28 protein-coding genes are annotated in these 21,861 nt (G+C 55.4%); 5 read left to right on the top strand and 23 right to left on the bottom strand.

The genetic code is table 11. The features are described 5' to 3' along the window. Position 1 precedes the first annotated feature (1 nt). The 15 genes from HCH_RS30590 to HCH_RS30525 all read right to left on the bottom strand — a co-directional run bounded on the left by HCH_RS30590 (position 2) and on the right by HCH_RS30525 (position 9,943). On the bottom strand, positions 2–2,026 hold the full coding sequence (locus HCH_RS30590) for a phage tail tape measure protein (RefSeq protein WP_011400452.1): 2,025 nt from the start codon (positions 2,024–2,026) through the stop codon (positions 2–4). Between the two features lie 7 nt (positions 2,027–2,033). Next, a complete protein-coding gene (locus HCH_RS35320; RefSeq protein ID WP_420794884.1) occupies positions 2,034–2,153 on the bottom strand; it encodes a DUF6890 family protein in 120 nt (39 codons plus the stop codon). A 56-nt stretch (positions 2,154–2,209) separates the two neighbouring features. Next, on the bottom strand, positions 2,210–2,494 hold the full coding sequence (locus HCH_RS30585; protein WP_011400451.1) for a putative phage tail assembly chaperone: 285 nt from the start codon (positions 2,492–2,494) through the stop codon (positions 2,210–2,212). Next, a complete protein-coding gene (locus HCH_RS30580; protein WP_011400450.1) occupies positions 2,466–2,696 on the bottom strand; it encodes an HP1 family phage holin in 231 nt (76 codons plus the stop codon). Before HCH_RS30580 ends, HCH_RS30585 begins: the two co-directional genes overlap by 29 nt. Before the next feature lie 3 nt (positions 2,697–2,699). Continuing rightward, on the bottom strand, positions 2,700–3,179 hold the full coding sequence (locus tag HCH_RS30575; protein WP_011400449.1) for a hypothetical protein: 480 nt from the start codon (positions 3,177–3,179) through the stop codon (positions 2,700–2,702). Continuing rightward, the gene (locus tag HCH_RS30570) at positions 3,176–3,769 is read right to left on the bottom strand and encodes a hypothetical protein (RefSeq protein ID WP_011400448.1); all 594 of its coding nucleotides are present in this window, start codon (positions 3,767–3,769) and stop codon (positions 3,176–3,178) included. Before HCH_RS30570 ends, HCH_RS30575 begins: the two co-directional genes overlap by 4 nt. After that, on the bottom strand, positions 3,766–4,002 hold the full coding sequence (locus HCH_RS30565; RefSeq protein ID WP_041599039.1) for a hypothetical protein: 237 nt from the start codon (positions 4,000–4,002) through the stop codon (positions 3,766–3,768). The genes HCH_RS30570 and HCH_RS30565 overlap by 4 nt, the downstream gene beginning before the upstream one ends. 3 nt (positions 4,003–4,005) lie before the next feature. After that, positions 4,006–4,461 (bottom strand): DUF2597 family protein, encoded by a 456-nt coding sequence (locus HCH_RS30560; RefSeq protein WP_011394376.1) that lies wholly within the window; start codon positions 4,459–4,461, stop codon positions 4,006–4,008. 18 nt (positions 4,462–4,479) lie between these two features. Beyond that, positions 4,480–5,583, bottom strand: a complete 1,104-nt coding sequence (locus HCH_RS30555; protein WP_011400447.1) for a DUF2586 domain-containing protein — start codon at positions 5,581–5,583, stop codon at positions 4,480–4,482. Positions 5,584–5,585: 2 nt separating this feature from the next. After that, on the bottom strand, positions 5,586–6,239 hold the full coding sequence (locus HCH_RS30550) for a phage virion morphogenesis protein (RefSeq protein WP_041599038.1): 654 nt from the start codon (positions 6,237–6,239) through the stop codon (positions 5,586–5,588). Continuing rightward, entirely contained in the window at positions 6,223–6,711 is a 489-nt protein-coding gene (locus tag HCH_RS30545; protein ID WP_011400445.1) for a phage tail protein, read from the bottom strand. Before HCH_RS30545 ends, HCH_RS30550 begins: the two co-directional genes overlap by 17 nt. Continuing rightward, positions 6,711–7,175, bottom strand: coding sequence for a head completion/stabilization protein (locus HCH_RS30540; protein WP_011400444.1), 465 nt, complete (start codon positions 7,173–7,175; stop codon positions 6,711–6,713). Before HCH_RS30540 ends, HCH_RS30545 begins: the two co-directional genes overlap by 1 nt. 99 nt (positions 7,176–7,274) lie before the next feature. After that, on the bottom strand, positions 7,275–7,976 hold the full coding sequence (gpM, locus tag HCH_RS30535) for a phage terminase small subunit (RefSeq protein ID WP_011400443.1): 702 nt from the start codon (positions 7,974–7,976) through the stop codon (positions 7,275–7,277). Positions 7,977–8,067: 91 nt separating this feature from the next. Further along, positions 8,068–9,105: a phage major capsid protein, P2 family gene (locus HCH_RS30530; protein ID WP_011400442.1), complete on the bottom strand. Its 1,038-nt coding sequence runs from the start codon at positions 9,103–9,105 to the stop codon at positions 8,068–8,070. A gap of 25 nt (positions 9,106–9,130) precedes the next feature. Next, positions 9,131–9,943, bottom strand: a complete 813-nt coding sequence (locus tag HCH_RS30525; protein WP_011400441.1) for a GPO family capsid scaffolding protein — start codon at positions 9,941–9,943, stop codon at positions 9,131–9,133. Positions 9,944–10,102: 159 nt separating this feature from the next. Between HCH_RS30525 and HCH_RS30520 the strand changes: the two genes are divergently transcribed. From HCH_RS30520 to HCH_RS30510, 3 genes are read left to right on the top strand one after another with little or no spacing between them, the layout of a single operon-like run. Next, a complete protein-coding gene (locus tag HCH_RS30520; RefSeq protein ID WP_011400440.1) occupies positions 10,103–11,848 on the top strand; it encodes a terminase large subunit domain-containing protein in 1,746 nt (581 codons plus the stop codon). Positions 11,849–11,862: 14 nt separating this feature from the next. Next, positions 11,863–12,855 carry a phage portal protein gene (locus tag HCH_RS30515; protein ID WP_011400439.1) on the top strand — a complete coding sequence of 331 codons (993 nt, stop codon included), beginning with the start codon at positions 11,863–11,865 and terminating at the stop codon, positions 12,853–12,855. Between the two features lie 58 nt (positions 12,856–12,913). Beyond that, positions 12,914–13,177, top strand: a complete 264-nt coding sequence (locus HCH_RS30510; RefSeq protein WP_011400438.1) for an ogr/Delta-like zinc finger family protein — start codon at positions 12,914–12,916, stop codon at positions 13,175–13,177. Here HCH_RS30510 and HCH_RS30505 read toward each other — a convergent pair. After that, positions 13,170–13,376 (bottom strand): hypothetical protein, encoded by a 207-nt coding sequence (locus HCH_RS30505; RefSeq protein WP_011400437.1) that lies wholly within the window; start codon positions 13,374–13,376, stop codon positions 13,170–13,172. The two genes, HCH_RS30510 and HCH_RS30505, sit on opposite strands and share 8 nt — an antisense overlap. Positions 13,377–13,756: 380 nt before the next feature. Here HCH_RS30505 and HCH_RS30500 point away from each other — a divergent pair, with 380 nt between their 5' ends. Beyond that, positions 13,757–14,278, top strand: coding sequence for a hypothetical protein (locus tag HCH_RS30500; protein ID WP_041599037.1), 522 nt, complete (start codon positions 13,757–13,759; stop codon positions 14,276–14,278). 494 nt (positions 14,279–14,772) lie between these two features. Beyond that, positions 14,773–15,633 (top strand): hypothetical protein, encoded by an 861-nt coding sequence (locus HCH_RS30495; protein ID WP_041599036.1) that lies wholly within the window; start codon positions 14,773–14,775, stop codon positions 15,631–15,633. A gap of 4 nt (positions 15,634–15,637) precedes the next feature. Here the strand turns inward: HCH_RS30495 and HCH_RS30490 are convergent, their stop codons facing one another. From HCH_RS30490 to HCH_RS30470, 7 genes are all read right to left on the bottom strand, one after another. Further along, entirely contained in the window at positions 15,638–15,994 is a 357-nt protein-coding gene (locus HCH_RS30490) for a hypothetical protein (protein WP_011400435.1), read from the bottom strand. A gap of 28 nt (positions 15,995–16,022) precedes the next feature. Beyond that, positions 16,023–16,595: a hypothetical protein gene (locus HCH_RS30485; RefSeq protein ID WP_041599035.1), complete on the bottom strand. Its 573-nt coding sequence runs from the start codon at positions 16,593–16,595 to the stop codon at positions 16,023–16,025. Between the two features lie 368 nt (positions 16,596–16,963). Beyond that, positions 16,964–17,533 carry a 3'-5' exonuclease gene (locus tag HCH_RS30480; protein ID WP_011400432.1) on the bottom strand — a complete coding sequence of 190 codons (570 nt, stop codon included), beginning with the start codon at positions 17,531–17,533 and terminating at the stop codon, positions 16,964–16,966. A 64-nt stretch (positions 17,534–17,597) separates the two neighbouring features. Then, the gene (locus HCH_RS33385; RefSeq protein WP_238384947.1) at positions 17,598–17,765 is read right to left on the bottom strand and encodes a hypothetical protein; all 168 of its coding nucleotides are present in this window, start codon (positions 17,763–17,765) and stop codon (positions 17,598–17,600) included. Between the two features lie 37 nt (positions 17,766–17,802). Continuing rightward, complete coding sequence (locus HCH_RS35080; RefSeq protein WP_011400430.1) at positions 17,803–17,937, bottom strand: hypothetical protein; 135 nt, start codon at positions 17,935–17,937, stop codon at positions 17,803–17,805. Beyond that, positions 17,934–18,488 (bottom strand): hypothetical protein, encoded by a 555-nt coding sequence (locus tag HCH_RS30475; RefSeq protein ID WP_011400429.1) that lies wholly within the window; start codon positions 18,486–18,488, stop codon positions 17,934–17,936. The genes HCH_RS35080 and HCH_RS30475 overlap by 4 nt, the downstream gene beginning before the upstream one ends. 457 nt (positions 18,489–18,945) lie before the next feature. After that, complete coding sequence (locus tag HCH_RS30470; RefSeq protein WP_011400428.1) at positions 18,946–21,600, bottom strand: toprim domain-containing protein; 2,655 nt, start codon at positions 21,598–21,600, stop codon at positions 18,946–18,948. Positions 21,601–21,861 lie beyond the last annotated feature (261 nt).

The raw sequence follows: 21,861 nt of genomic DNA, 5'->3' as shown, positions 1-21,861 counted from the left end.
ATTACCCCGCCGCCATGCTCAGTTCATCCGCCAGCAGGAAGCCGTTGACCGGTCCCGTGGCGTTCACCTCCAGTTTCTCCACAGTCACGCCCCGGTGAGTGGTGGTGTTGGCGTTACTGACTTGCTGCAGAAAGCCCCCCGGCGGCGTCTGGTTCACCCGGCCTTCGTCCAGGGCCGGCGCAAAGCGCTGGATGCTTTCGCGCTCCTGGCGCACTTTTTCGGACAGCTGGATCTCGCCGCCGTCGCCTATTTCAATGCCGGGAATGGCGTTGATTTTGTCTATCAGCCAATCCACGCCGGCGCCGATCACGGCGAACGGGTCCAGCTGCGCCAGCCAGTCGGTAAACTGCGCCCACCAGTCGGGAATCGTTGCAAACGAATCAATCACCCATCCCGCCAGATCCGCCGCCGCCAGCAGCGGCGCGAATACCGCGCTTAAAAAGGCGTTGTCCTCAATGATCCCGCGCAACCCGGTCCACTTTTCCATGATCCAGCCCAGGGCGGCGGACGCCGCCGCGCTGACTTCGTCCCAATAGATCACCAGGGCGGCCAGCGCCGCGATCAGTGCCACCACGCCCAACACGATCCAGGTAATGGGGTTGGCCAGCAGCGCCGTGGAAAACGCCCAGGTCGCCGCTGCGCCGGTCAGCAAGGCCGCCCGCATGGCGGTAAAGGCTCCCGCCGCCAGATAGGTTCCGATCTGCAACAGGAACAGCGCCGCGCGCCCGGCGCTGACCGCCAGCGACCAGGCGCGCATCGCGCCCGCGCCGAGCAATAACACCGCATGCCAGCCCGCCAGCACCAGCTGGGCGACGCCGGCGGCCAGGGCGAAGGCGGAGGCCGCCGCCACCAAGCCGATCACGGTTAACGTGGCGATCGCCACCAGGCGGGTCAGGTTCGGAAACAATCGGGTCCAGCGCGTCAGGGTGTCCGCGCCGGCGGTCATCCGATCTAATAGCGGTTGCAGCAGGGGCAGGAACGCCCGCCCCAAACTGACCTTGACCGCATTCACGCCCGCCGCCCAGCGCTGCCAGGGATCTATCATGGCCTCGGCCATGGTCCGCGCTTTATCCATGCCGGTCTGCGCCCCCAGCTGGTCAATGGCGCCCGCCAGACCCTGGGTGTTCTGCATCAGCAGCTTGACCAGGCCGACCGCTTCCGTGGAGCCAAAAGCTGTTTTCAATAGATCCGCCTTGGCCACCGTGTCGATGTCGCCAAACTTGCCTTGAATGCGGGTCAGGATCTCCACCATGGGCAACAAGCGGCCTTCGCTGTCGGTGAACGCCAGGCCCAGGGCTTTCTGGGCGTTGCCGACGCCGGCTAAGAACGCCTTGTATTTGGTGCCGGCTTCGGTCCCGCTCATGGTCGCCTGCAGCGATCCCAACACCGCCATTTGTTCCGCCATGGTCACGCCCTGGCTTTGCGCTTCCGCGCCCAGGTTGCCGAAGGCCGCGGCCATTTCCGCGCCGGTGGTTTTGAACATCTGCACCGCGCTGGCGGTCTGGCCGGCCAGAGTTTGCACCCATTGCGCCTTGCCCATCTGCTCCGCCGTGCGCTGGAACACCCCGTACATGGTCCCCATGTAGTTGGTGATCGTGGCGCTGTCGGATTTGGTGGCCTTGGCCAGCACGCCGCCGGCCTCGGTGAAGGCGGCCAGCTCGCGACCGCTTAGCCCGGCGATGGCGCTTTGAATATCGTAACTGGAGCGCACGAAGTCGTCGGCGGCTTCGCCATAGCGAATGGAAAAGCGCAGCGCGGTTTCCTCTAGGGTGCGCAAGGCGTCATTGGCCACGCCCAGGCTTTTGACTTCCCCCAAGGCGCGATCCATCTCAATGGCCGGTCCCAGCATGCTCTCCAGGGCGACGCCCGCGCCCAGCAGTCCCGTCGCGCCGGCGGCCATCTGCACAAAGCCCCGGGTGGCGTGCTGGGTCAGCTTATCCAGGCTGTGCTGGATCTTGCCCGCGACGCCGCTCGCTTTATCAATCAGCGACACGCTGAACATCAGCTTTTCCAGTTTGTTGCTCATTGAGTCGTTACCCTTTTAAGGCTTTGGCGATGCCGTTAGCGACGGCGATTTCCTGGCGTTTCCAAAAGTCGGTTTCCAGAAACAGGGCAAACCCTAAAACCTGTTCGTCCTGATCCTGTCCCGGCAGCCACTTGGACGCGTAGGCGCGTAACTGGTCATAGCCGTTGGCGGCGATCTGGTCCGCTATGCGCTGCGCTTTTTTGCCACGATGCCCAGATCCGGGGTGTACTCCTCCAGCACCGCGCCGGCCAGCTGCACCTCCGCGCCGGGCGTTTCTCTGATTAGTTTCACCAGGGCGTCGCGCTGCTCCTGGGCCACGGTCCCGACCAGAAAGTTATGGCTGGGGGCGACCTTGTTCGTGGGCGTCACTGCGTTGACGTACTTGTTGTACGCCTCGCGGGTCACGTTAAAGCTGAAGTCCTGGCCGGCTGCCGTAACGTCAATCATTTGGGTGGTTGGGTTGCTCATCTTGGTTAACTCCGTTGCGTTGTTGGCTGGCCTGTTCGCGGGCCAGATCTAAATGCTTTTGCTTGTAATACCAGTTCATCACGAAGGTGGCGGCGGCGATCAGCAGCCCGCCCAGGGCGACCACCTGGCTCAGGCTCAAGCCGAATAAGGTCGCCACGGCGGAGCTGGCGTAAGCCGCCGCTGACGCGGCTTTGTCGTGCATGGATCACCCCCTTTTACGGGCTTTCATAAAGTGCAGGATGCGGGGCGCGGCGTTGGCCAGCGCGCGCTCGCCAAACAGGAATCCCAACACCAGCACGTTGATCGTGATCAGCGCGGTTTGTTGCTGTTCGTCCAGGGTCCAGGCGCTAAACCACATCCAGTCCAGATACAGGGTGGCGAAGCCCCACACCGGGCGCTGACAGCCCCGCAGAAACAACATCAGCGGTCCCAGGATGGGCAGCCGCAGCAGGTCTTTGGCGCTGCCCTCCAGTTCCTTGATGCGCTCGGTTAACTGCTTTTCCGCCGCATGCCGGGCTTGCTCCGCCTGCTGTCTGCGTTCCAGCTCCAGCTTGTCCAGCGCCAGCTGCACATTGGCGCGCTGCGCCTCGCTCATGTCCGGCGGGAAATAGTCTTTGACGACTTGATAAGCTCTGTCCGCCAGGCCGCCGGTCACCACGTCCACCACTTTGCTTAACAGGCTCATCGGCTTACCTCGGTTTCATCCAGCAGGGTGTAAGTGAAACGATTGCCGTATAGCCCCGCCGCCTTGCGACATAAGGCCAACAGCACATCAAAGTCGGCGCTGTCCGCGATCACCTGACAGCCCGCTGACCAACGATCTACGCGAAGGCTTTGGCCATCTTCGGTGGCGCGGTGACAGTTAATGCCGAAGTGACCTGTCTCGGTGGCTCCCTGGGCGTCCAGCTGGGCGTTGCGGTCCTTGTCCCGAAACACAGTAATCGGCCCGCGCTGCACCAGGGCGTCATACTTGCCTTGATGTTTGCCCAGCGCCCACACGCCCGCATACTGGCCCGGCGCGACGATGGCGGTCCCTTTTTCGTTGGCCAGATGTTCGCGCCAATAAACGCCGGGGTCCGTGGTCGCCGGAAAACTAAAGCAGTGGGTTTGCCCTTGGATCTGAAACGCCACACACAAGAGGTCGTTAAAGGTGTTGGCGTGGCGATCCTGGGCGCGCACGCCCACCAGATTCAGGTTGTAGTCGCCGCTTTCAAAAAACCGGTGTCCCTGATTGCGCACCGCCGCGCGCAGCTGTTCGTAATTGATGGCGATCATCCGCGCCCCCTTTGGCGTATTAGCCGTTGCGCATGTTGGTAGTAGTCTTCGCACTCCACGCAGCGGGAGACCCCGCCGAGCTGCTGACGTAGCGGCGGAATGGCGTCCTCGCAGTCAATACAGACGGCTCGGCTGGGTTGGCCCAGGGTGGAGCCGGCCCGCTGCCGGGCCAGCGCCTGCGCGTTAAGCTTTTCTTGCAACTCGGCGGCCTGGTCTAAGATGTCCCTTGCCATGACTTACACCAGCTTTTCCGTTTCCGACGCGTCCACGTAGGGCACGCCGTTAATGCGCACAAAGTCCGGGTCCGTCACGTCGTAGGCCAGTTTGTGGGTCAGCTGCTCGCCGCCGCTGGCTTTGGCGTTCAACAAGTCGGAGATGCGCAGCTTGCAGCCGAACGCCTCGATGCGCAGTTCCCCGCCGCTGGTGGCGCCGTTAAACACCTGGTCGAACGGCTCCAGGGCGCGGAAGCTGCCGGCGGCCTTGGCCGCGTCTAAAATGGTTTGCAGGTTGGTGGTGTCCACCGTGATATCGCCCGACGCGCTGACTTCGCCGTCCACGTATCCGTTAGGAATGCCGCGCGTTTTGGTCACCGCCGTGGCGTCCTCAATGCTTAACGTGACTTCCTCCACATGCACCAGCATGTCGCCGATCATCACGTCTATGTCTTTGCCGGAAAGGCGCTTTTGACTCATGGTTGTTGCTCCGTGTCCTTAGTTAGACAGATCCAAAATGATGTTGGCGGTAATGTCCTTGGGGCAGTTGTACGGCTGCACTTTCAAGTACACCTCCACCCGGGTTTTGGTCGGCCAAACAATCTCGATGCTGTCGTCCTTGGGGCTTTTGATCTCCCCCGGAAAATGTTCGCCCGCAAAAACGACGCTTTTGCTCATCTCGCGCAGCGGGCGCATGAAATAGGTTTTGTTGGCGGCGATGCTGACCGGGGTGGAATTCAGCGAACGGTTCGCCACCCGGGCGATGGCCAGAATGCGAATGGCGCGCGCGGCCTTGTCCACCACGCGCAGGTTTTCAATTACCTGGTAATCGCCCGCCGGCACGTCCAGCAGGTTGCAGTCGCCCCAGTAGGTGCCCGGGTAATCCGGGTAACGCTGCACGCAGGACAGGCGGTTGGCGTCCAGGGTCGCCAGGGTGGCGTCCGGCAGTTCCACGCCGTCGCGGTCCACGGGGGCATCCCCCAGCCCCAACACGGAGCCGGTGGCGACGCGCATCGGACTATCGGCGATACTCACCGCCCGATTGCATAACCGCCCCACCAGCACGCCTAAGTCGTTGCCGTGCAGTTGCGGGACAACCGCCACGCGAGGACAGGCCGCGCCCTGGGTGATCGCCGCCTGGGCCGCCTCGTAATCGCTCCAGCTTTGCGTCTCCGCATCCACGCCGGCGCTGGCGGTCAGGATGATGACGCGTCGGCCTATCGTGGTGCGGATCAATTCCGCTTTGGTCTGCATTGCCTCAATGGCGGCGGCGTCCGCCGCCGGCGCACACAGCGCCACCAGTTCCGGCGACACGGTTAACATGGCCTGATCTAAGGCCGCCTCCCAGGGATCGCCGCTGTTAATCGGCGCCGCGTAGGCTTGCCAGTTCTCGCCGCCATTGGCCTTGGCCGCCGCGACGTTGGTTTTTAGGGCGCTGTCGTCCGCGCCCAGGCTCTCGTCCAGGTTGCTTTGGGTGTTTAGCGACAGCACCCGTCCCAGGTTCTTCGCGCCGACGCCGATAAACAGCGCCTTGCGCTCCACCTCGGGGAAGTTTCCTTGCGAGAGGTTCAAGTTATTGATGGTGACCTTGCCTTGCGCCATGGTTAACCCTTTGTTGCCTGCTTGAATGTCTGTTTAAAAATGCGATCAATGAACGCGTCGATGTCGTGCTGCGTCGCCCCTAAAAAGCTGCGCGCCGGCAGAGGTATCAACCAGCGCCCCTGGCGCGGTTTGTCGGTCAGCGCGCGCAGCACGGCGCCGGCCTGGCCGAAAGTCATATTCTGCGTGACCCACTTCAGCGTGGGCCGTTTGCGCCCGCGCCCCTGGCCGCGCGGAATGGTGAATCCCGCCTCGCGCAGCTGCCTGGCCTGGCCCCGGGTCGCCGGGGCGGCGTAGTCGGGTTGGCCGTGGCGCTGTTGCATGCGGGCGCGGGTCATCACTTCCGTGACGCCCTCTTGCTGCATGCGTGCGATACGACCGACCAGGGCGTTTTTAAAGGTGATCGTCACCCGATCCGGGCCGGCGAACACCGCCAGGCGTTTGCTTAAGCCCCGCAGCATTTTTTTATTGCCCTGTTTGCGCGCTTCCCAGGGCTGGCCGTCCAGGCCGGTCTGGCTGCGCAGGCGCTTGCGTGACTGGGTGCGCACCTGGCGCCCGATCTGTCCCAGGATGCGCTTGCGCCTGGCCGCCGGCAGTTTCAAAAGGGCCAGCTGGCGCTTTAATTTCAGATGGCCGCCGACCTCAATTTTTACGGACATAGGGCGCATCCGTGGGCAGGGCTTTATCGTCGCCCACGCCGACCGCGTCGGGCTCGTACACCGGGACCATTTCCACCCGCCAGCGCGCGCCGTTAAACTGGATCGCGCCGGCGTCGTCGCGCACCAGGTCCAGGTTCTCGTAAAAGCCGATGCGTATTTCTATGTCGGCGGTATCGTCGCCGTTTACGTCCACATCAATATCGGGATGACCCAAGCCGTCACGGTCCCGCTCGGGGTCGTGGTCCATGAGCCAGGTCACCACATGGGCGATCAGCAGTGGCGGCGGGCCGCTGTAGCGCTCCACCGCCAGCACCGCGTCATACTTCAGTCGGCACACCCGCACGCCTGCGCCCAGGCGCTTATCCGCCGCCTCCAGGGTTCCGTTTTCCATCCAGCTGTCCCACTGTTCCGCCGGGGCCAGATCCTGGGCCAGCAGGAAACGGGTCAGCTCGCGCAGCTTCACCAGGGCCATTACAGCAACTCCGCCGTAATGCCCGTGGCCGCGCCCAGCAGGCGACGCAGCGCGCGCACGCTGTCGCTTAACAGGCTTTGCTCGGTATCGTCCGATTCTTTGGCCAGGTTCTCCGCCTGCGCCCGCCGGTTCATGGTGGCGAAGGCGTTGAGCAGCGACGCTTTGGCGCGATAAGACACGGCGCGCAGGTAGTACAGGACCAGCACGTTGCGACCGTCCAGCTGCTCCGCGCCGACCGCGTCCAAGGTTTTAAAGCCGCCGCTCAGCCATTCCGCCTTACGCATCGCCAGGCTGAAATTAATGTCCAGCATGGCCTGGCGCACATGGGCCGCGACCATGTCCCCGTGGTACTCCGCCGGGATGCGGTAAACCCGCTGAAACTCCGCCAAAGACAGGTCCGGGAAAAAGCCGTCATTGGTGAGCGTCGCCTCTATCACGGCGTTGCTTTTACCGCTGAAACTCATGGTCGCAGCCTCCAAATAAGAAGGCGGCGCGCACTGGGTTCAGCTGACGCGGCGCGAGGCCGGCAGCGTCCCCAGGCGCCCGCCCGGGTGGGTAGTCGGTTAGGCCAGTCCCAACTTGGCCTGTAGTTTGGCGATGCGGGTTTTACAGCCCGCCGCCGGGTTGGCCGCCTGCGCCTGCTCGAAGTAGGTCAGCGCCGCGTTCAGGTCGCCGTTTTGCTCCGCGTTCAGCCCGCATTGGCGGTACAGCTTGCCGGCGACAATGTCGTTTGCCGTGGGCCAGGTCTGGGCCGTCAGCTTCGCCGCCGCGTCGTCCAGGTAGGGGCTGGCGCTGTCGCCGGCCTTGAACTGGCGCTCCGCCCAGTCGTGGACCTCTTCCAGCACGTAAGTCGGCAGATCCCGTTTAAAGTGGCCGGGCATGCATTGCTGTTGTTCAATGGCGAGGCCCGCCCAGGACAGGGCGCTTTCGATGTCGCCCACGTCGAACAACCAGATGACGCAAAACACCAACACCTCGTTGGGGTAGCGCTGGCCGCTGTCCCGGTACGCCTGCAAAAAGTCCATGAACTGGGGCAGCACGCGCGCCTTTAACGCGACCTTGTCCGGGATGCTGTCCAGCTCGGCCAGCTGCTCCCGGCATTGCGTCAGCGCCGCCAGGGCCACCTGGTAATCGCCCCGCACCCGGGGCGACAGTGCGCTATTCATCACCGGGGCATGGCTAGCCTTATCCGCCGCGGTTAAGGCGTCGCTGGCGGCCTGCCTGGCGAGTCGGCGCTGTTTGTGTTGGACGGTCAGCAGTGGCATGGCTTCCCCTGTTTAATGCGATGAAAAAAAGCCGCTGGGCCGGCTTCAGATTCAGCCCGGCGGTAAGGCGCGTCCCTGCGCATTCCAGAAATTAGGCCCAAGCGCCCGCGCCGTCGGGCAACTTCACGTTGGCGAACTCAAAGCCGGCGGCCTTGGTTTCGTCCTCGATCACATAGCCCTCGTTCAGGCTGTTGAAGTCTTCCACGCGGTTACGTTTCGGGTTGTCGATCACCTGGCGGCGCAGGCTGTCGGCCTGGTAGTAAAGGCTCAGGTTATCCAGGCTGGTGACCAGCAGGCCCCGGGCCGGGAAAAAGGGCGCGGTGATCGCCGGCAAACCGCCATAGGTGCGGATAATCGCTTGGTTCTCCAGGCGCTCTTTTTCCGTTGGCTTGTGACCTTGCGCTGCGTATAGCTGCGCCTTGTCCTCCGCCAGCAGATCCCGCCCCATGATCACCACCAGGTCGCCGCCGTCGCGATGCAGCTCGTCCACCATCTGTAAGCAGGCGTGGACCGCCGCGTCCAGGTTGGCGAAATCGCCGCCCTCGCCAATACGGATCTGGCCGGCGGTCGCGCCTTCGACGAACCACTGCGAACCGGATTTAAATTCCCGTAGTTGCTGCAACCAGCCTTTGTTCACGTCCTCGCCGTTGGGGTGGTCGCCTGGCTTGGTCGCAGGTAGCGCGCAGCTGGTGCCCAGCCAGCCCACACGGAGTTTTGACAGGCTGATGGCCTTGCGCACCCATCCGCCGTAACGGGCTTGGAAGTCGGGAAACTTGGCCCAGGAATCGATGGTTTTGTATTTAATATGGGTGTCGTATTCCACCGGGTGCAGCTCATAGCCTTTACTGCCCAGGGCCAGCACGTCGCTGGTCTGACGGTCGGCGCTGTCGGTGTCGGTGCGCTTGGGCACAAAGCCGGTCACGCTGCCGATGACTTTTTCCCCTTTCAGTTCGTCCACCGCCACCACGTTGATCAGCTGCAAGAACTCCGAGCTTTCGGTGATCTTGTCCTGCAACTCCTGGGCGATAGTGGGTTCAACGTTGAACTGCTCCGCGACGGAGCCCACGCCATAGGTGGCCGCCATGGCGGCGCACATGTCATTGAATAATTGTTTCGTTTTAAAGTTCATTCGGTCCGCTCGTAAGTGGTTTGAGTTACAGCACGCGCGGGGCGGCGTCGCCGACGCCTTCCGGGATCAGGGTGCCGGGCGCTTCTTCCAGGGCGGCGCTGAATTCCGCCTTTAGGCTGTCGTGCGCGGTCTTCAGGTCGGCGAACTCGGCTTTGATCTCCGCCAGCGCTTGCGCCAGATCCGGGGCGTCGGGTTCTTTCGGGTCGTCGTCTTTGGCGTTCAGCTTGTCCGCCAGGCTGGCGAAGCCGTCCGCCAGGGCGCGGTTAAGCTGCTTGAATTGGTCTTCCGTCATGGCGTGCTCTTGTTCGTTGGGTTCGTGGCTGGGTTCCGCTCGCGCAAACTTGCCCATGAGCCGGGAAAACAGGCTGGTCGGGTTGTCCACGCGCAGCGGCGCTAGTTCAATCGGGGCGCTAAACAGGTTGTCCGGGTGTTGCGCCCGGGCGTTAAAGCGCAGTTCCGACGTGCCCAGGCTGGCCGGCGAATCGGTCACCGCCAGGCCCGCCAGATAGGCTTTGCCGGTCCCGGCGAAATTCGGCTGGATCTCAATAGAGGTAAACAGCTTTTGCCCGCTGGTGTTCATCAAAATCAGTTGGTCCGAGGGGGCGATTCTGGCGAACAAACACTCCCGGCCTTTGTCGTCCTGTTCGTGCTTCACCGCCACCACCTGGCCGAGGTTTCCAAAAATGCGGATGTGCTCGTACCAGATGTTGGCCGTGTATTCGGCGGGGTCGTAGTTAGCGGCCATGTCGATAATGTCCTGGGCGGCGATGTTGCGCCCGTCGATCGTGGGTCCGCTGGTGGCCACTTTGACAAAATCGGTATGCAGGGTGCGGGGCATGGGTTCGGGTCCGTCAGTCGTTGCGATGACGCCAAGATAGGCATTCCCACCGGCCCCGGCAAAGGCTTTGAATACGCGTCTTTCCTTGTTGTTTTTGGTAGGAATAACAAGGAGTTAAACAAGGATTAACGCCGCCAAAAAGCCCTTACACTGGGCCGCATGTCATCACGTTATCCCCCTGAAATCATCGAAGCGGCGAAGGGCCTTTTTCTTCGCCATATCACGCCGGCGGAAATCCAGCAGCAGCTGGGGATTAATAACGTCCGCGTTATTTACCAGTGGATTGAGCGGCACAACTGGAAAGACATGCTGCAACACGAAACCGTCGAGCAGGCCACCGCCCGGCGGTTAATTCACTTGGTTGAAAAAACCAATAAGGTCGCGGGCGATTACCAGGAGATAGACCGGCTCAGCAACCTGCTGGATAAGCTGGCCGGTATTGATTTGAAGAAAGCCAAAACCGCGCGGGAGAAAGCGCAGTCGGACCACGGCGACGCCGGCGGCAACCGCAAGAAGAAAAAGCGCGGCGTGAAGAATGACGTGAGCGGGATTACCCCGGAACGCCTGGAGACCATCCGCAAAGAACTGTTTTATGACTACCAGCACCGCTGGCACGATAACAAAAGCCAGCGCACGCGCTTTATTCTGAAGTCGCGCCAGATCGGCGCCACCTATTACTTTGCCTGGGAAGCGTTTCAGGACGCGATCACGTCCGGCGATAACCAGATCTTTCTATCCGCCAGCCGCTCCCAGGCCGACATTTTTAAGGCCTACATCCTCAAGTTTGCGCGGGAGTATTTCGACACGGAATTGAAAGGCGTGGACGTGATCCCGCTTAGCAACGGCGCGGAGCTGCGTTTTGTGTCCACCAATGGCCGCACCGCCCAGGGTTACCACGGCCACCTTTACATCGACGAAGTGTTCTGGATTCCCGATTTTGATCGGCTCAACAAGCTGGCCAGCGGCATGGCGGCGCATAAGAAATGGCGCAAAACCTACTTTTCCACGCCATCGGTGAAAAGCCACGGCGCCTATACCTTGTGGAGCGGCGAGCGTTACAACGAGAGCCGCCGGCATAAGGTCGAGTTTGATCTGTCGCGGGCGGCGTTACGGGAGGGTCAGCTGGGGCCGGATAAGGTCTGGCGTAACGTGGTCACGGTGGAGGATGCCGCAAACCAGGGCTGCGACCTGTTCGACATCGACGAGCTGAAGCAGGAATACACCGAGGCGGAATTCAACAACCTGTTTATGTGCGCGTTCATGGAAGCGGGCCTCTCCGTGTTCAAGCTGGACGACTTGCTAAGCTGCGCCGTCTGCAGCGGCGAGGTCTGGCCCGACTTCAAGCCCAGGCAGCCGCGCCCGTTTGCGAATTATCCGGTTTGGCTGGGTTACGATCCCGCACGCACGGGGGACCGCTCCACCGTGGTGGTGGTGGCGCCGCCGATGCATCCCGCCGGCAAGTTCCGCGTGCTGGAAAAGATCCAGTTAAAAGGCGCGTTCAGCTATCAGGCGAACCGCATCAAGGATCTGTTAGGACGTTACAACGTGCAGTTTGTGGGCATCGACTGCACCGGCCCCGGCCTGGGCGTATTCGAGCAGGTGAAAGCCTTCTACCCTCGCGCCACGCCCATTCACTACAGTCTGAACGCCAAAACCGCCCTGGTGTTGAAAGCCATGGACGTGATCGAAAACGCCCGTATTGAGTGGGACGCGGAACACACCGACATTCCCCAGGCGTTCCTGCAGGTGAAGCAGACCACCACCGGCAACGACTTGGTCACCTACGTGGCCGACCGCAGCAGCAAAACCGGCCATGCGGATGTGGCCTGGTCAATCATGCACGCGCTTAGCAATGAACCTTTGGACCGTAAGCAGCGCCGTGGCTCCATCGCCATGGCGGGATAAGAGAGCATTAGAAAATGAGCAAACCGACTTCCCCGACTGCGTTTAGCTTTGGCGCGCCCGAGGCTGTTTTAGACACGACGCTGACCTCTTACCTGGGCGTGTTCCTGAATCCCCATGGCGACTACTACGCGCCCCCGGTCAGTCTTACCGGGCTGGCCAAGCTGCTACGCGCCAACGCCCATCACGGGACCATTCCCTATTTTAAGCGCAACATGCTGCGCAAGTTTTACGTACCGTCGCCCGTGCTCAGCGCCACGGATCTGGAGAACGCCGGCTTCGATTATCTGGTGTTTGGCATGTGCTACTTTCAGAAGCTCTTTAACCGCCTGGGGCAGATCGTCCGCCTGCAACACATTCCCGCGTTGAACATGCGGCGCATGAAAGCGCTGGACCAGTTCTGTTTACTGCAACCTAACCAGGTGGACCCGTTAGCGTTTCGTCCGGGGGAAATCATTCAGTTAAAAGAGTACGACGTTAACCAGCAGATCTATGGCGTCCCGCAATACCTGGGCGGTTTGCAGTCCGTTCTACTGAATGAAAGCGCAACGCTATTTCGGAGGAAGTACTACAACAACGGCGCGCACATGGGCTTCATCTTCTACACCGCTGACGCGCAGCTGGACCCGGAAGACGAACAATCCCTGAAAGAACAAATCCGCGCCAGTAAGGGCGTGGGCAATTTTAGAAGTCTGTATATCAACATACCCGGCGGCAAACCCGACTCCGTGAAAATCATCCCCGTTGGCGATATCGCCACCAAAGACGAGTTTGAACGGGTCAAGAATCTAAGCCGCAACGATGTATTGAGCATGTGGCGCATCCAGCCCGCGCTGGCCGGCATCATGCCGGAAAATACCGGAGGCTTTGGGGATATAGAAAAGATCAGCCGGGTTTATTACGAAAACGAGGTTGTCCCTATGCAGCATGTGTTTTTAAAACTTAATGAGGATTTGTCTAACCCAAAGCAGATTCGCTTTCTCAATCCATCACAAGGGGTGGGTAATTAATACGCGTAAAAGCGTAATATGATATTATTTCCATTCACATGGAATCAGGGGGAAGTCGATGCAAGTCAATTGCGCAGAGTGCGGAAATAAAGCCATTATTACCAGTCGCCAAGTGTTGGACCCTAAACTGGCGAATCTATACTGCGTTTGTAAAAACGCGGAATGCGGGCATAGCTTTGTCATGAACCTAGCGTTTAGCCATACGCTCAGCCCGTCGTCGTTTCAGGCCAAGCGAATGATGATTGAAATGTTACGGGGAATGGATCAGGCCGAGCAGTTGGAACTACTAGCCCAGGCTCAACACAACGCGGGCGCTATTTAGTTTCCGCTTTGATCGCATTCTGTGATTTCTCCAGTTTTTCCTTTACGTCCTCAATAATGATATCGAACCCCTCCTGGCTTTCCTGGTTCAACTCTGGCCATGGATTTCGCGTCAAACACTGCTGCATGAAGCTCAACACTCTCTGACTATCCGTCAGCAGATCCAAAGCGTTGTTAATGTTTTTCTTCCTGGATAACAAAACTCGATAACTCCCAAATACTTCCTTTTATGCCTTTATGGCTCAGAACCTCTGATTGATAGAGGCCATAACTATCATGGTGAATGTTAAAAGCATAACCAATCGGATTTGCTGGCTATAAAAAGATCAAACATTACAATAAAAACCCAAATAACTGTATAAAAAAACAGTTCACTTATGTGACACTTTTTCCACGCATATGTGTGTAACTTTTTTGAGGATTTTTTTGAATTTTTGTGAATCACACCACAAAAACCACCTTGAGGAATTTATCTCTTTACAGGCCTGAGGGCGAATAAAAAACAACCAGGATGACGATAATCTCACCATTATCAACTATATTCATTTGAGTTGATCTTCGTGAGTGGGAGAAAGGCGCTATGGGTAATTTGCTAGGGAATCTTCTTGCTTTAGCCATCACTGTTGTACTAACAATCATTACGGTAACATCTTCGGTTCAAGTAGGTTCCGTTGCGTTTGCCATTACCGCATATTCGATTTGGTTTCTCCTGTTCGTGGTAGATTTCGCCACAAAACCTCCGCACGGAATACCTTTATCACGTTTACTCTCAGAATCTGAGTTTGAATTTTACAGAACTTATCACACATATTTATTTGCTCCAGGCGCAGGCCAAGCATTCTCAGCCCTTCTGAACTTTTTGCGTTTAGCTGGAATTGTTTGGGCTGGATTGGCCTTTTGGAAAGGTAGCCTATGGATCGGTGGAGCTCTGATCGCATACATATTTATTGTGGGAAGCGCATGTCTTCGATTCGATCCAATTACGTATTTTTCTAGACCAGCTGCGGCGGGAAATGAGATCGCAATAGAGAATCTACAAATGTTGCAATCAGTTCAGAAAAAAAGAGCCTCCTACAACTCAGATGATCTACAGCGCAGATAGAGCTAAGCTCTAGCATAAGGTATTAACATCCTCTGGAAAGACATTTGGCATTAAGAAGCGACTGAACTGCTATCACACGTTAGAGGCCAACAGTTTTGCAAATACTGTTCGGATTAGTTCCTTCGTTGAGAAGCTAGAGGCCTCCATCGTTTTACTTCTGATCACTCTCCTTAGCGCATGGTTTAGATATGGAAAGTTTGCCTTCGTCCGCCATCGGAATAAGCGCGCGCACAAACGATCAAGCAGCGCTTTCCCGTGCATCTCTATAATGTCTGCTAGTTCGTCAACTTGAAGCTTCAGCTAGGCGATAACGTGTAGGGGTATTCCATTTTCAGTGCTTTCCCCTGCGCGTTTCACCACGTAGAATTGAACTTGGGCTACCGTATGAGTGAATAATATTACAGACTCTTTAATTTAGCCAAAATTTAAACAGTCTATACTCTGTATGAGACGCTAAATAGAAACCCCATTAGAAAGCGTACGATAAATATAAAATGGACAAAGTATACCTAATTACCTCCTTGGCCCTTATTCTTGTTGTAAGTCACAAGACAAAAAACACTCACGCTCGGCTTGTAGTTGGAGCATTAATGGCAACTTATTACTTGTCGTTTTTTCCATATATAGATATCTACGCGTCGTTAGCCGAGGAGTCTACTGCGTTTATTCAGGCTGTATTTTTTGTTCCATTTATTATTATCTGCCTGATGTGTTTAACGAAGTGGGTCACAAATGCCAACTTCATACTGAGTGGTATTTGTATTCCAGTTTTCGTTTTATCTTACGCAATAACATCAGGGTTTGATGTTAAAATAAAAAACATGATTGCAATACAATCAGGTCTGTTCGATAAAGCACTGCCATTTCCCAAAAGCATAGAACAAGAAGGGGATAAAAAAGAGTTTTACTTCCCTGAAATGGGGGTGTCGTTAGTGGCTAATATAAAATGGAACAAACAATATTTACAGTCACCGTATTTTCCATATATTAGCTATTCAGAAAATGAGAACAAAATTGCCGAGATAAGGCCAAAGTGTTTCAACCCACCAACCGTTTCAATACCAGAGTCAATAATAGACCTATCTCATAGAAAAGAGATTGGAGACATTGAATGCTATACCAACAATGATATTTATTCATGCCTGGCGCGGGAAAATAAAAGTTCGCAGTATTTCCAAAAATGGCATTGGTTTGCCATTAGTATGTCTAACTCGCTGTCAGCTCAAATTGATATTTTACAGTATGAGGATGATGCGTTTATTGAAAGGGAAATTAAAAACTTACTCTCATCTATAAAACTAGGGCAGCCGAATGGTGAAAGCTGCCCACTGATAGTTCCATCTGAGTGGCTATAAAAAATTACTCTGAAGAAGGCTCAATCAGGCTGCGCATTTCTTCACAACTCCAGCTTTCATAGCCAGTGCTATCCGCTGCCATTTTAAAGAGCATGTACCTTTGTCCTTCAACAGCAAAAGACGTAGCCATCCATGCTGCATATGCATTACCGTCAGAAGTTAGCTTCTGATCCAGTTTCTGAGTGATATACGCCACTCTTTCCTCATGGGATAAAGCATCCACGTCACCTTCTTTAGACAGCTCTTTAAATGAAGAGCAAACTACATCAAAGTCATTTTCATCTGCCTTTGAAAGAAAGGTGAATGCGATTGCTGAAATCACAAAAAAAACAACAATCAATCCAATAAATTTAGCTTTCATTATCTAGCCTACAATCCCTATATAGTTACTAAAACTTTCGTACGGTGGTATTCGTTATAGCTAGTCGCCCATTCGACCCCATTCTAAATGGATGCGCAGGACGTATAATCTGAACGGCCACCTTTGGTGTATAGTTATGAACAAGATTGTTGTTTTTATCGACTATATAAACCCATAATCCGTTAGGATGTTGCCAGCATGTACCACCTAAACTTGCTATAGTTAGTGCGTTTATAAATGGAGCTGATGACGCATAGTGATAACAGATTTTTATTCCTTCGTTGAATGGAGCCCCTTCAGCTGCTTTTATAACTCTAAGCTTGGCGTTCATATCATCATCAAGAACTGACTTAAAGATTCCAACTACTGTAGAAGCAACTGCGGCTGGCCCTCCAAAAAGGCCTGTTGCAAATATCCCTACGTCCGCCTTATCTGGCATATTCTTATTTACAGCATAGTCTGTGGCCCATACTGCTGGAGTAATAAATTTTCCTAGCGTACTGTAACCACTCTTTTCTAAGCCCATAGATGCGATGGTTCCACCTATGGATTTGATAGTTGAGTTGTGGTCAATAACTGCTTGCTGTGCGCCGCTCATCATATCCTCTCAGTTTGGTTTAAATAAGAATTTTGGTCTTAATAAACTCAACAAGAATGGCTACAACCCTCGCTATGTCTTCGGTTTTTCTTTATTTACAATTAAGCTATAAAAAAGCCAAAGAAATATGAATATAGAAGGTGAGTTTCTTTTGAGGTGAAAAATCCCTATTTATAGATGTTGCTTCGAATGAAGGTGTGGACAAATTGTAATCAACTACGGAAAAGAAATAAATCGGCCATATGGTATACGCAGCTTGTGCGTAGCTAGTAAGTATGCATTAGAAGCACTTCCTTAAACTTTTATATCGCCGTAAAGCAAAGCGGTCTTCTCCGTAACCCCTGGCTACGGAGGTAGCCAGGGATCTGTATTCACGATAATTTTGCTGATAATTTCGAATATACGCTGCCAATCACTTCAACGGTAGTAAAGCAGTCCGCCAGTGCCCGGTGGGCGCCATGCACTTCTATGCCCATTTGTGCGGCGGCCTTGGCTAAGCTCTGTCTTCTATAGCCGCCTCGTTTTGCGTCGGGTTCTTTCCGATAGCGTGTGTAAGCATTCATAGCGCATTGCCAGTCTGCCTCTATCACCGGTAACCCGTAGGCGGCGCAGGTCTGCATTAATAGCCGACTGTCAAAGTCAGCATTGTATGCCACCACCGTTTTACCGCTGATCACTCGCTTAAGTGAGTGATACACGTCTGGAAAGTTAGGCTTGTCCGCCAGGCTTTCGGAGGTTATCCCGTGGATGTCGGCGGCTTCGTCCGGCACCGGATTAAGCGGGCGCACCAGCTGGTCAAACAGCACTTTCCCGCGCATATCCATGACGCTGACCTCTATCACTTCCGCCTGATCGTCCAGGCCTGTGGTTTCCGTATCCAGCACCACTACTTGGGGGCTGTATAGCCACCCTTTAAAAAGCTCCAATAATTCGTTATTCACTTTTACTTTGTCCTAATGAGCAGAGGGCGAGCGATTGCAGCCCTCAGCTTGTGCTTCCATTTGATTAATTCATATCGCCATTATTAACTGGCGTAACGTCATCATTTTCTCTTGTCGTCTGCTTTGCTCGTTCGTTCCTGTTTCTTAACCTGCGGTGGTACTTGCCGCCATTCACTAGATGCTTCAGCCAGGCGATGACGTGGCCGTTGTGTTTCGGGTATTTGCGTTCCATTGCCGGCGCTTTCCTCTGCACGTTTCACCACGTAGAATCACACTCGGGCTAACGCATGAGCGCGTAGCGGCGCCGACTCGTCGGCCTGGTGCGGATTGTCAGGATTAATGCTTGTGCGGCTGACAGCGTCCCGGTCAAGTTCTGCTGTCAGTGCTCTTTTAATATTGCTCATATCAGCAACCCCTCTATCACCGACTCGTAATAGCTATCCAGTACGCCCCCGGCCAGATCGCTTTGACTACACACGCCATGGCTGGCGACAAGTAGCGTTCCCCACACAGGCTTTAACAGGCTGGCCATGGTCGCCAGTAGGATCTGGTCGCGACGCTTGGCGTTGAGCAATGCCGCATTTAGCGCCGCTGGGGATCTCAAACCGATCTGCTCCAGGCGCCTAACACCCTTGTAGCCTTCTTTCATGGACTGGATAGCAAAGGCGTTTTCCCCCAGCAGTTCGACGGCTTGGCTCCAGTAGAAGAATAAAGCCGGGGTCGCCTGGGGAAGTTCATGCGGCGCCCTGTAGTGACGCCTGCCCAGCGTTTCGAGCACGGCGAGCCGGCCTTTTGTTTTCGCTTCATGCACCCAACAGCGCAGCGCCTGCCGCGAATTAAGGGTTTTCGACATGCCCGGCGCAATCGCCAGGCCGTTGCAGATCCCCGCCGCCCAGGTTTCCATCGGGCATAAGGGGGCCTCTAAAGTGGGCGAAATCGCCCCTTTATTCATCATGGTGTTAACTCCTTTACATTGATTCCGGGTCAGCCCCGGGCCTGAATCTCCCCCCGATAATTGGGTGGGGGGTGTCGGGATTTGGTAATTTTGGTAAGACGATCCCGAAAACAGCACTTATCTTTATGTTTTTAAATGGTTTTTTAGTTACTCCCAAAAAGTAAGAAAAAGGTAATATCAAGGTAAGGTAAAAAGTAAGACCCTTGATTTATAACGCTTTTTCCATTTTTAAAAAGGTAATGGGGAAGTAATTTTTTAGGGTTTCAAAAGGTAAGAAACTTACCTCAAAATTACCTAAATATTACCTTTTTAGTAAGTTTGTAAGACATTGATTTAAAATAGAAAAAACTCACTTTTTAAACCCGTCTTACCAAAATTACCAAATCCCGACACCCCCCTGAAAAAACGGGCTTCCTCTGCCTGACGCGCACATAGGCGCACGTATTTACACGTTTGCTTAGCGCTTAAATATCCAGCAATGAATCGTTTTATTGAGACTCCTGGAATAAACCTTCCCGGTTTCAATGAACTTGTAGCGCTGGCTGTTGGGCAGCAGTTTCTTTAGGGCCTTGAGGTCCAGTGACTTCTGGCCGTGAGTGCGACACACCTCGTCAAAATGGTTCAGGTTAACGGCGATGTTTCCCGTCCCGACGGCGTGGTTTAGAACTTCCACCAGGGCGCTGGATGCAAACGCGTTAGGGTCCGGCTGCGCGTTCAGATACTCGAAAGACTCCCAGAACTCCGCCACCGCCGGATGGTCGTCCGCCAGGCGCTCCTGGCGACTGAGAGCACGCCCATACAGATAATCGCTCAAACCACTGAAAGCGCTTTCATTAAGGGTTGGGAAGATATGCCGCAACGCTTTTGCAGCCGCCATTATCTGGGCATGGTTTTTCACCAAGCGCAGCAGGCTGGTTTTAATTTCTCCGCGGCGGGTGAAGGCTTCCTCATAGCGATTAAACTCGTTGAAGAACGTGTTTAAGATCTGCGTTTCATTCTCCAGCGCCTTACGCATAAAGCCCGCCATCTGATCGACGATTTGCCGTTCAAACCACTGCGCCAGTTTTCGCGTGCCTGGCGAGTGGTGTTCGGTCGTACAGTGACAATGCACAATCCGTTGCAGCAGGGCTTCCGATCCGTCCACCATGGCATTTTGCGCAAACACCAGGGAACCCAAAAAGAGCGGCTCTTCCGTGTCGTTGCCGCGCTTGGCGACGCCCAACGTTCCGACCGCACGCCCGTTAAAGAAGGGTTTAAACTCGTCGAAATCAAACTGCTTCTTTTTCACGTCCGGCTCGTCGCCCCGGTCGGATTCAATCAACACCAGCGGCATGTTAGAGCTTTGCGTGAATGCGCGCCGGCGTCCGGCGGCCGTCGCCTTCATGGCGTCGAATCCTTCGTAGTCATCGCGGCCCAAGAGTTTCCAAAGAAACTCAATCAGCGTGGATTTACCGGCGCCTGGGTCGCCCGTCAGTTCAAGAAAGGGGAAGCTCTTGTGCTTCGCCCGGATCTGCTGAACGAACAACGAGCCCAGCCAGAAGGCCAGCGCCGTTAATCCTTGCCAGGAAAAGGTCGTTATAAAGTTGTCGATCCATTCCGGGTTAAACTCTCCAGGCTGCACCCGAAAGCCCTTGAAGCTGGTTTTGATGCCGCCCCGCTCCAGTTCAAAATACCCCTCCGCATTCAGTTCCAGCTCTTTGCCTTTACTAAACGCAAAGGTCTGGTAGACGTATGCCTGGCTGTCGGCGTGGTAACCCACATAAGGAATGGATTGAATTTCTTTGACCTTACGGTTTAACCATTGCTCATGCAGCATGGCCATGTCTTTGGAGCTTCCGGAGAACGCGCCATAGCCTTTGGTGATCATCGCCTTATGAAAGCTCGATGGCGTGTCGATGTTGCCACCATCTAACGGGATTAACGCATCCGCGTTATTGCTGCTGTACTGCACCCGAAACACATAGAATTTTTCATCCAGGATGTCATCGCGTTCCGCATAAAGCAGTTCCGGCACAAAGTTACTGATGGGGAAGGCTGTGCAGTGCTGGCTAAACGAGTCGTAGCCTTTACCTAGCGTCAATGCTGCACCGTCCAACGCTTCACTAAGCTTATGCAAGTCCACAGAAACCGAATACAGCCGGTTCTCAAAGTCGATAACGAAGTAAGAGTGACGCTTCCACAAATAGTACGCGTACGCCTTCCACATCACGCTTTGCGCCGTGAACATTTTCCCCCGGTACTGAGCTTCCTGCAGGAACGTATCGTTGATCCTATCCAGGCGGTAAAGGTCGTCCCAGTCCTTGCTGGTCCCGGTTAGAGATATCTCGACTTTTTCACCCGCCATCTGGAGCTTGGTGTAATGAGACTTCATGCTCTTGCGGCCCGCTGCGTCGTCATCCAGCGCCAGCACCCAAGTGATTTTTTTACCTAGATAGGGTTTTATCGCCTCGCTTGGGTAGTAACCGGCGGCCAGGATCGCCACCGCTTTACGTTCGGAGAAGTGCAGCGCCAGGGCGTGAAAGATCCCCTCCACGATATAAACGCGATCACCTTGTTTAAGCTCCTGGGTCGGTGGCATCCACCACTTGCCCTTAACTGGGTCAACTAAAACCCATCGCCCATTGACGTTATGGCGTTTGCCGCTGAAGTTGATGCGCTGGCCGTCATCCTTCTGCTTGTCGATCAACCGCTCCCAATAAAGGGTCCGGTCACTGTTCAGATAAAAGCGGACGGTGTTGCACCACTCCTGGGACTTAGGCAGCTTATAGCTGCCTTGCTCATACCAGCCCACCATTTCACTGAGAGGGAAACGGCGATTGTGCGCCAGGTAGGCGTCCGCCGTGGCGTTTGGGTTCGCCTCCGAGGTGGGGAAGCGTTCGGAGTAGTTATTGAAAAGCTCCGGGTATATCTCCCGGGTCGTCTCGCTGTAACCGCAATGCTTCAAGCGGTTACAGCTGACGCGCCAGGGCTCTTTCATACTGACGAAAAGCTCTTTCTTCCCGCAGTTCGGGCATTTGCCCTGCTGTAGGTATTCCCCTACACGCTTGAAAGCGAACTGGCCATCGCTGGCCAGCGCCTCCGCTATTTCGTTTCTGTTATCGAAAGTTTGCATTAGTCGTCCTTAGCCCAGTTACCCTTGGCTTTCGCTTGCTTTTACGCATTCCAGTGTCAGCTGGGCGATGTTAATGAGGTGAAGCCTACCAATATGCATGGTTGGTATATTCCCTCTGTCAACTTGTCCTCTTACTTGGTCAACCCTCAATCCAGAATGCTTTGCAAAATTCTCCTGAGTCATCACTGGCGTTAAAACCACAACAGCCTCGCTCATTAGTACAACTCTCCATTTAATCATGTTGTAACTTGGTCTTACGTG

Source organism: Hahella chejuensis KCTC 2396, from assembly GCF_000012985.1.
Lineage (GTDB): Bacteria > Pseudomonadota > Gammaproteobacteria > Pseudomonadales > Oleiphilaceae > Hahella > Hahella chejuensis.
The sequence above is the reverse complement of the archived record's forward strand: the minus strand, read 5'-3'. Positions and strand labels throughout refer to the sequence as shown.

What these genes read in the sequence shown, in the direction of transcription:
- HCH_RS30500 (WP_041599037.1), top strand. Translation starts at nt 13,757, where the DNA reads ATGGGTAATTTGCTAGGGAATCTTCTTGCTTTAGCCATCACTGTTGTA.
- HCH_RS30515 (WP_011400439.1), top strand. Translation starts at nt 11,863, where the DNA reads ATGAGCAAACCGACTTCCCCGACTGCGTTTAGCTTTGGCGCGCCCGAG.
- HCH_RS30560 (WP_011394376.1), bottom strand. Translation starts at nt 4,461, where the DNA reads ATGAGTCAAAAGCGCCTTTCCGGCAAAGACATAGACGTGATGATCGGC.
- HCH_RS35080 (WP_011400430.1), bottom strand. Translation starts at nt 17,937, where the DNA reads ATGAGCAATATTAAAAGAGCACTGACAGCAGAACTTGACCGGGACGCT.
- HCH_RS30520 (WP_011400440.1), top strand. Translation starts at nt 10,103, where the DNA reads ATGTCATCACGTTATCCCCCTGAAATCATCGAAGCGGCGAAGGGCCTT.
- HCH_RS30590 (WP_011400452.1), bottom strand. Translation starts at nt 2,026, where the DNA reads ATGAGCAACAAACTGGAAAAGCTGATGTTCAGCGTGTCGCTGATTGAT.
- HCH_RS30540 (WP_011400444.1), bottom strand. Translation starts at nt 7,175, where the DNA reads ATGAGTTTCAGCGGTAAAAGCAACGCCGTGATAGAGGCGACGCTCACC.
- HCH_RS30570 (WP_011400448.1), bottom strand. Translation starts at nt 3,769, where the DNA reads ATGATCGCCATCAATTACGAACAGCTGCGCGCGGCGGTGCGCAATCAG.
- HCH_RS30580 (WP_011400450.1), bottom strand. Translation starts at nt 2,696, where the DNA reads ATGCACGACAAAGCCGCGTCAGCGGCGGCTTACGCCAGCTCCGCCGTG.
- HCH_RS30475 (WP_011400429.1), bottom strand. Translation starts at nt 18,488, where the DNA reads ATGATGAATAAAGGGGCGATTTCGCCCACTTTAGAGGCCCCCTTATGC.
- HCH_RS30555 (WP_011400447.1), bottom strand. Translation starts at nt 5,583, where the DNA reads ATGGCGCAAGGCAAGGTCACCATCAATAACTTGAACCTCTCGCAAGGA.
- HCH_RS30545 (WP_011400445.1), bottom strand. Translation starts at nt 6,711, where the DNA reads ATGGCCCTGGTGAAGCTGCGCGAGCTGACCCGTTTCCTGCTGGCCCAG.
- HCH_RS30565 (WP_041599039.1), bottom strand. Translation starts at nt 4,002, where the DNA reads ATGGCAAGGGACATCTTAGACCAGGCCGCCGAGTTGCAAGAAAAGCTT.
- HCH_RS30550 (WP_041599038.1), bottom strand. Translation starts at nt 6,239, where the DNA reads ATGTCCGTAAAAATTGAGGTCGGCGGCCATCTGAAATTAAAGCGCCAG.
- HCH_RS30575 (WP_011400449.1), bottom strand. Translation starts at nt 3,179, where the DNA reads ATGAGCCTGTTAAGCAAAGTGGTGGACGTGGTGACCGGCGGCCTGGCG.
- HCH_RS30470 (WP_011400428.1), bottom strand. Translation starts at nt 21,600, where the DNA reads ATGCAAACTTTCGATAACAGAAACGAAATAGCGGAGGCGCTGGCCAGC.
- HCH_RS30525 (WP_011400441.1), bottom strand. Translation starts at nt 9,943, where the DNA reads ATGCCCCGCACCCTGCATACCGATTTTGTCAAAGTGGCCACCAGCGGA.
- gpM (WP_011400443.1), bottom strand. Translation starts at nt 7,976, where the DNA reads ATGCCACTGCTGACCGTCCAACACAAACAGCGCCGACTCGCCAGGCAG.
- HCH_RS30585 (WP_011400451.1), bottom strand. Translation starts at nt 2,494, where the DNA reads ATGAGCAACCCAACCACCCAAATGATTGACGTTACGGCAGCCGGCCAG.
- HCH_RS30490 (WP_011400435.1), bottom strand. Translation starts at nt 15,994, where the DNA reads ATGAAAGCTAAATTTATTGGATTGATTGTTGTTTTTTTTGTGATTTCA.
- HCH_RS30485 (WP_041599035.1), bottom strand. Translation starts at nt 16,595, where the DNA reads ATGATGAGCGGCGCACAGCAAGCAGTTATTGACCACAACTCAACTATC.
- HCH_RS30530 (WP_011400442.1), bottom strand. Translation starts at nt 9,105, where the DNA reads ATGAACTTTAAAACGAAACAATTATTCAATGACATGTGCGCCGCCATG.
- HCH_RS33385 (WP_238384947.1), bottom strand. Translation starts at nt 17,765, where the DNA reads ATGGAACGCAAATACCCGAAACACAACGGCCACGTCATCGCCTGGCTG.
- HCH_RS30495 (WP_041599036.1), top strand. Translation starts at nt 14,773, where the DNA reads ATGGACAAAGTATACCTAATTACCTCCTTGGCCCTTATTCTTGTTGTA.
- HCH_RS30510 (WP_011400438.1), top strand. Translation starts at nt 12,914, where the DNA reads ATGCAAGTCAATTGCGCAGAGTGCGGAAATAAAGCCATTATTACCAGT.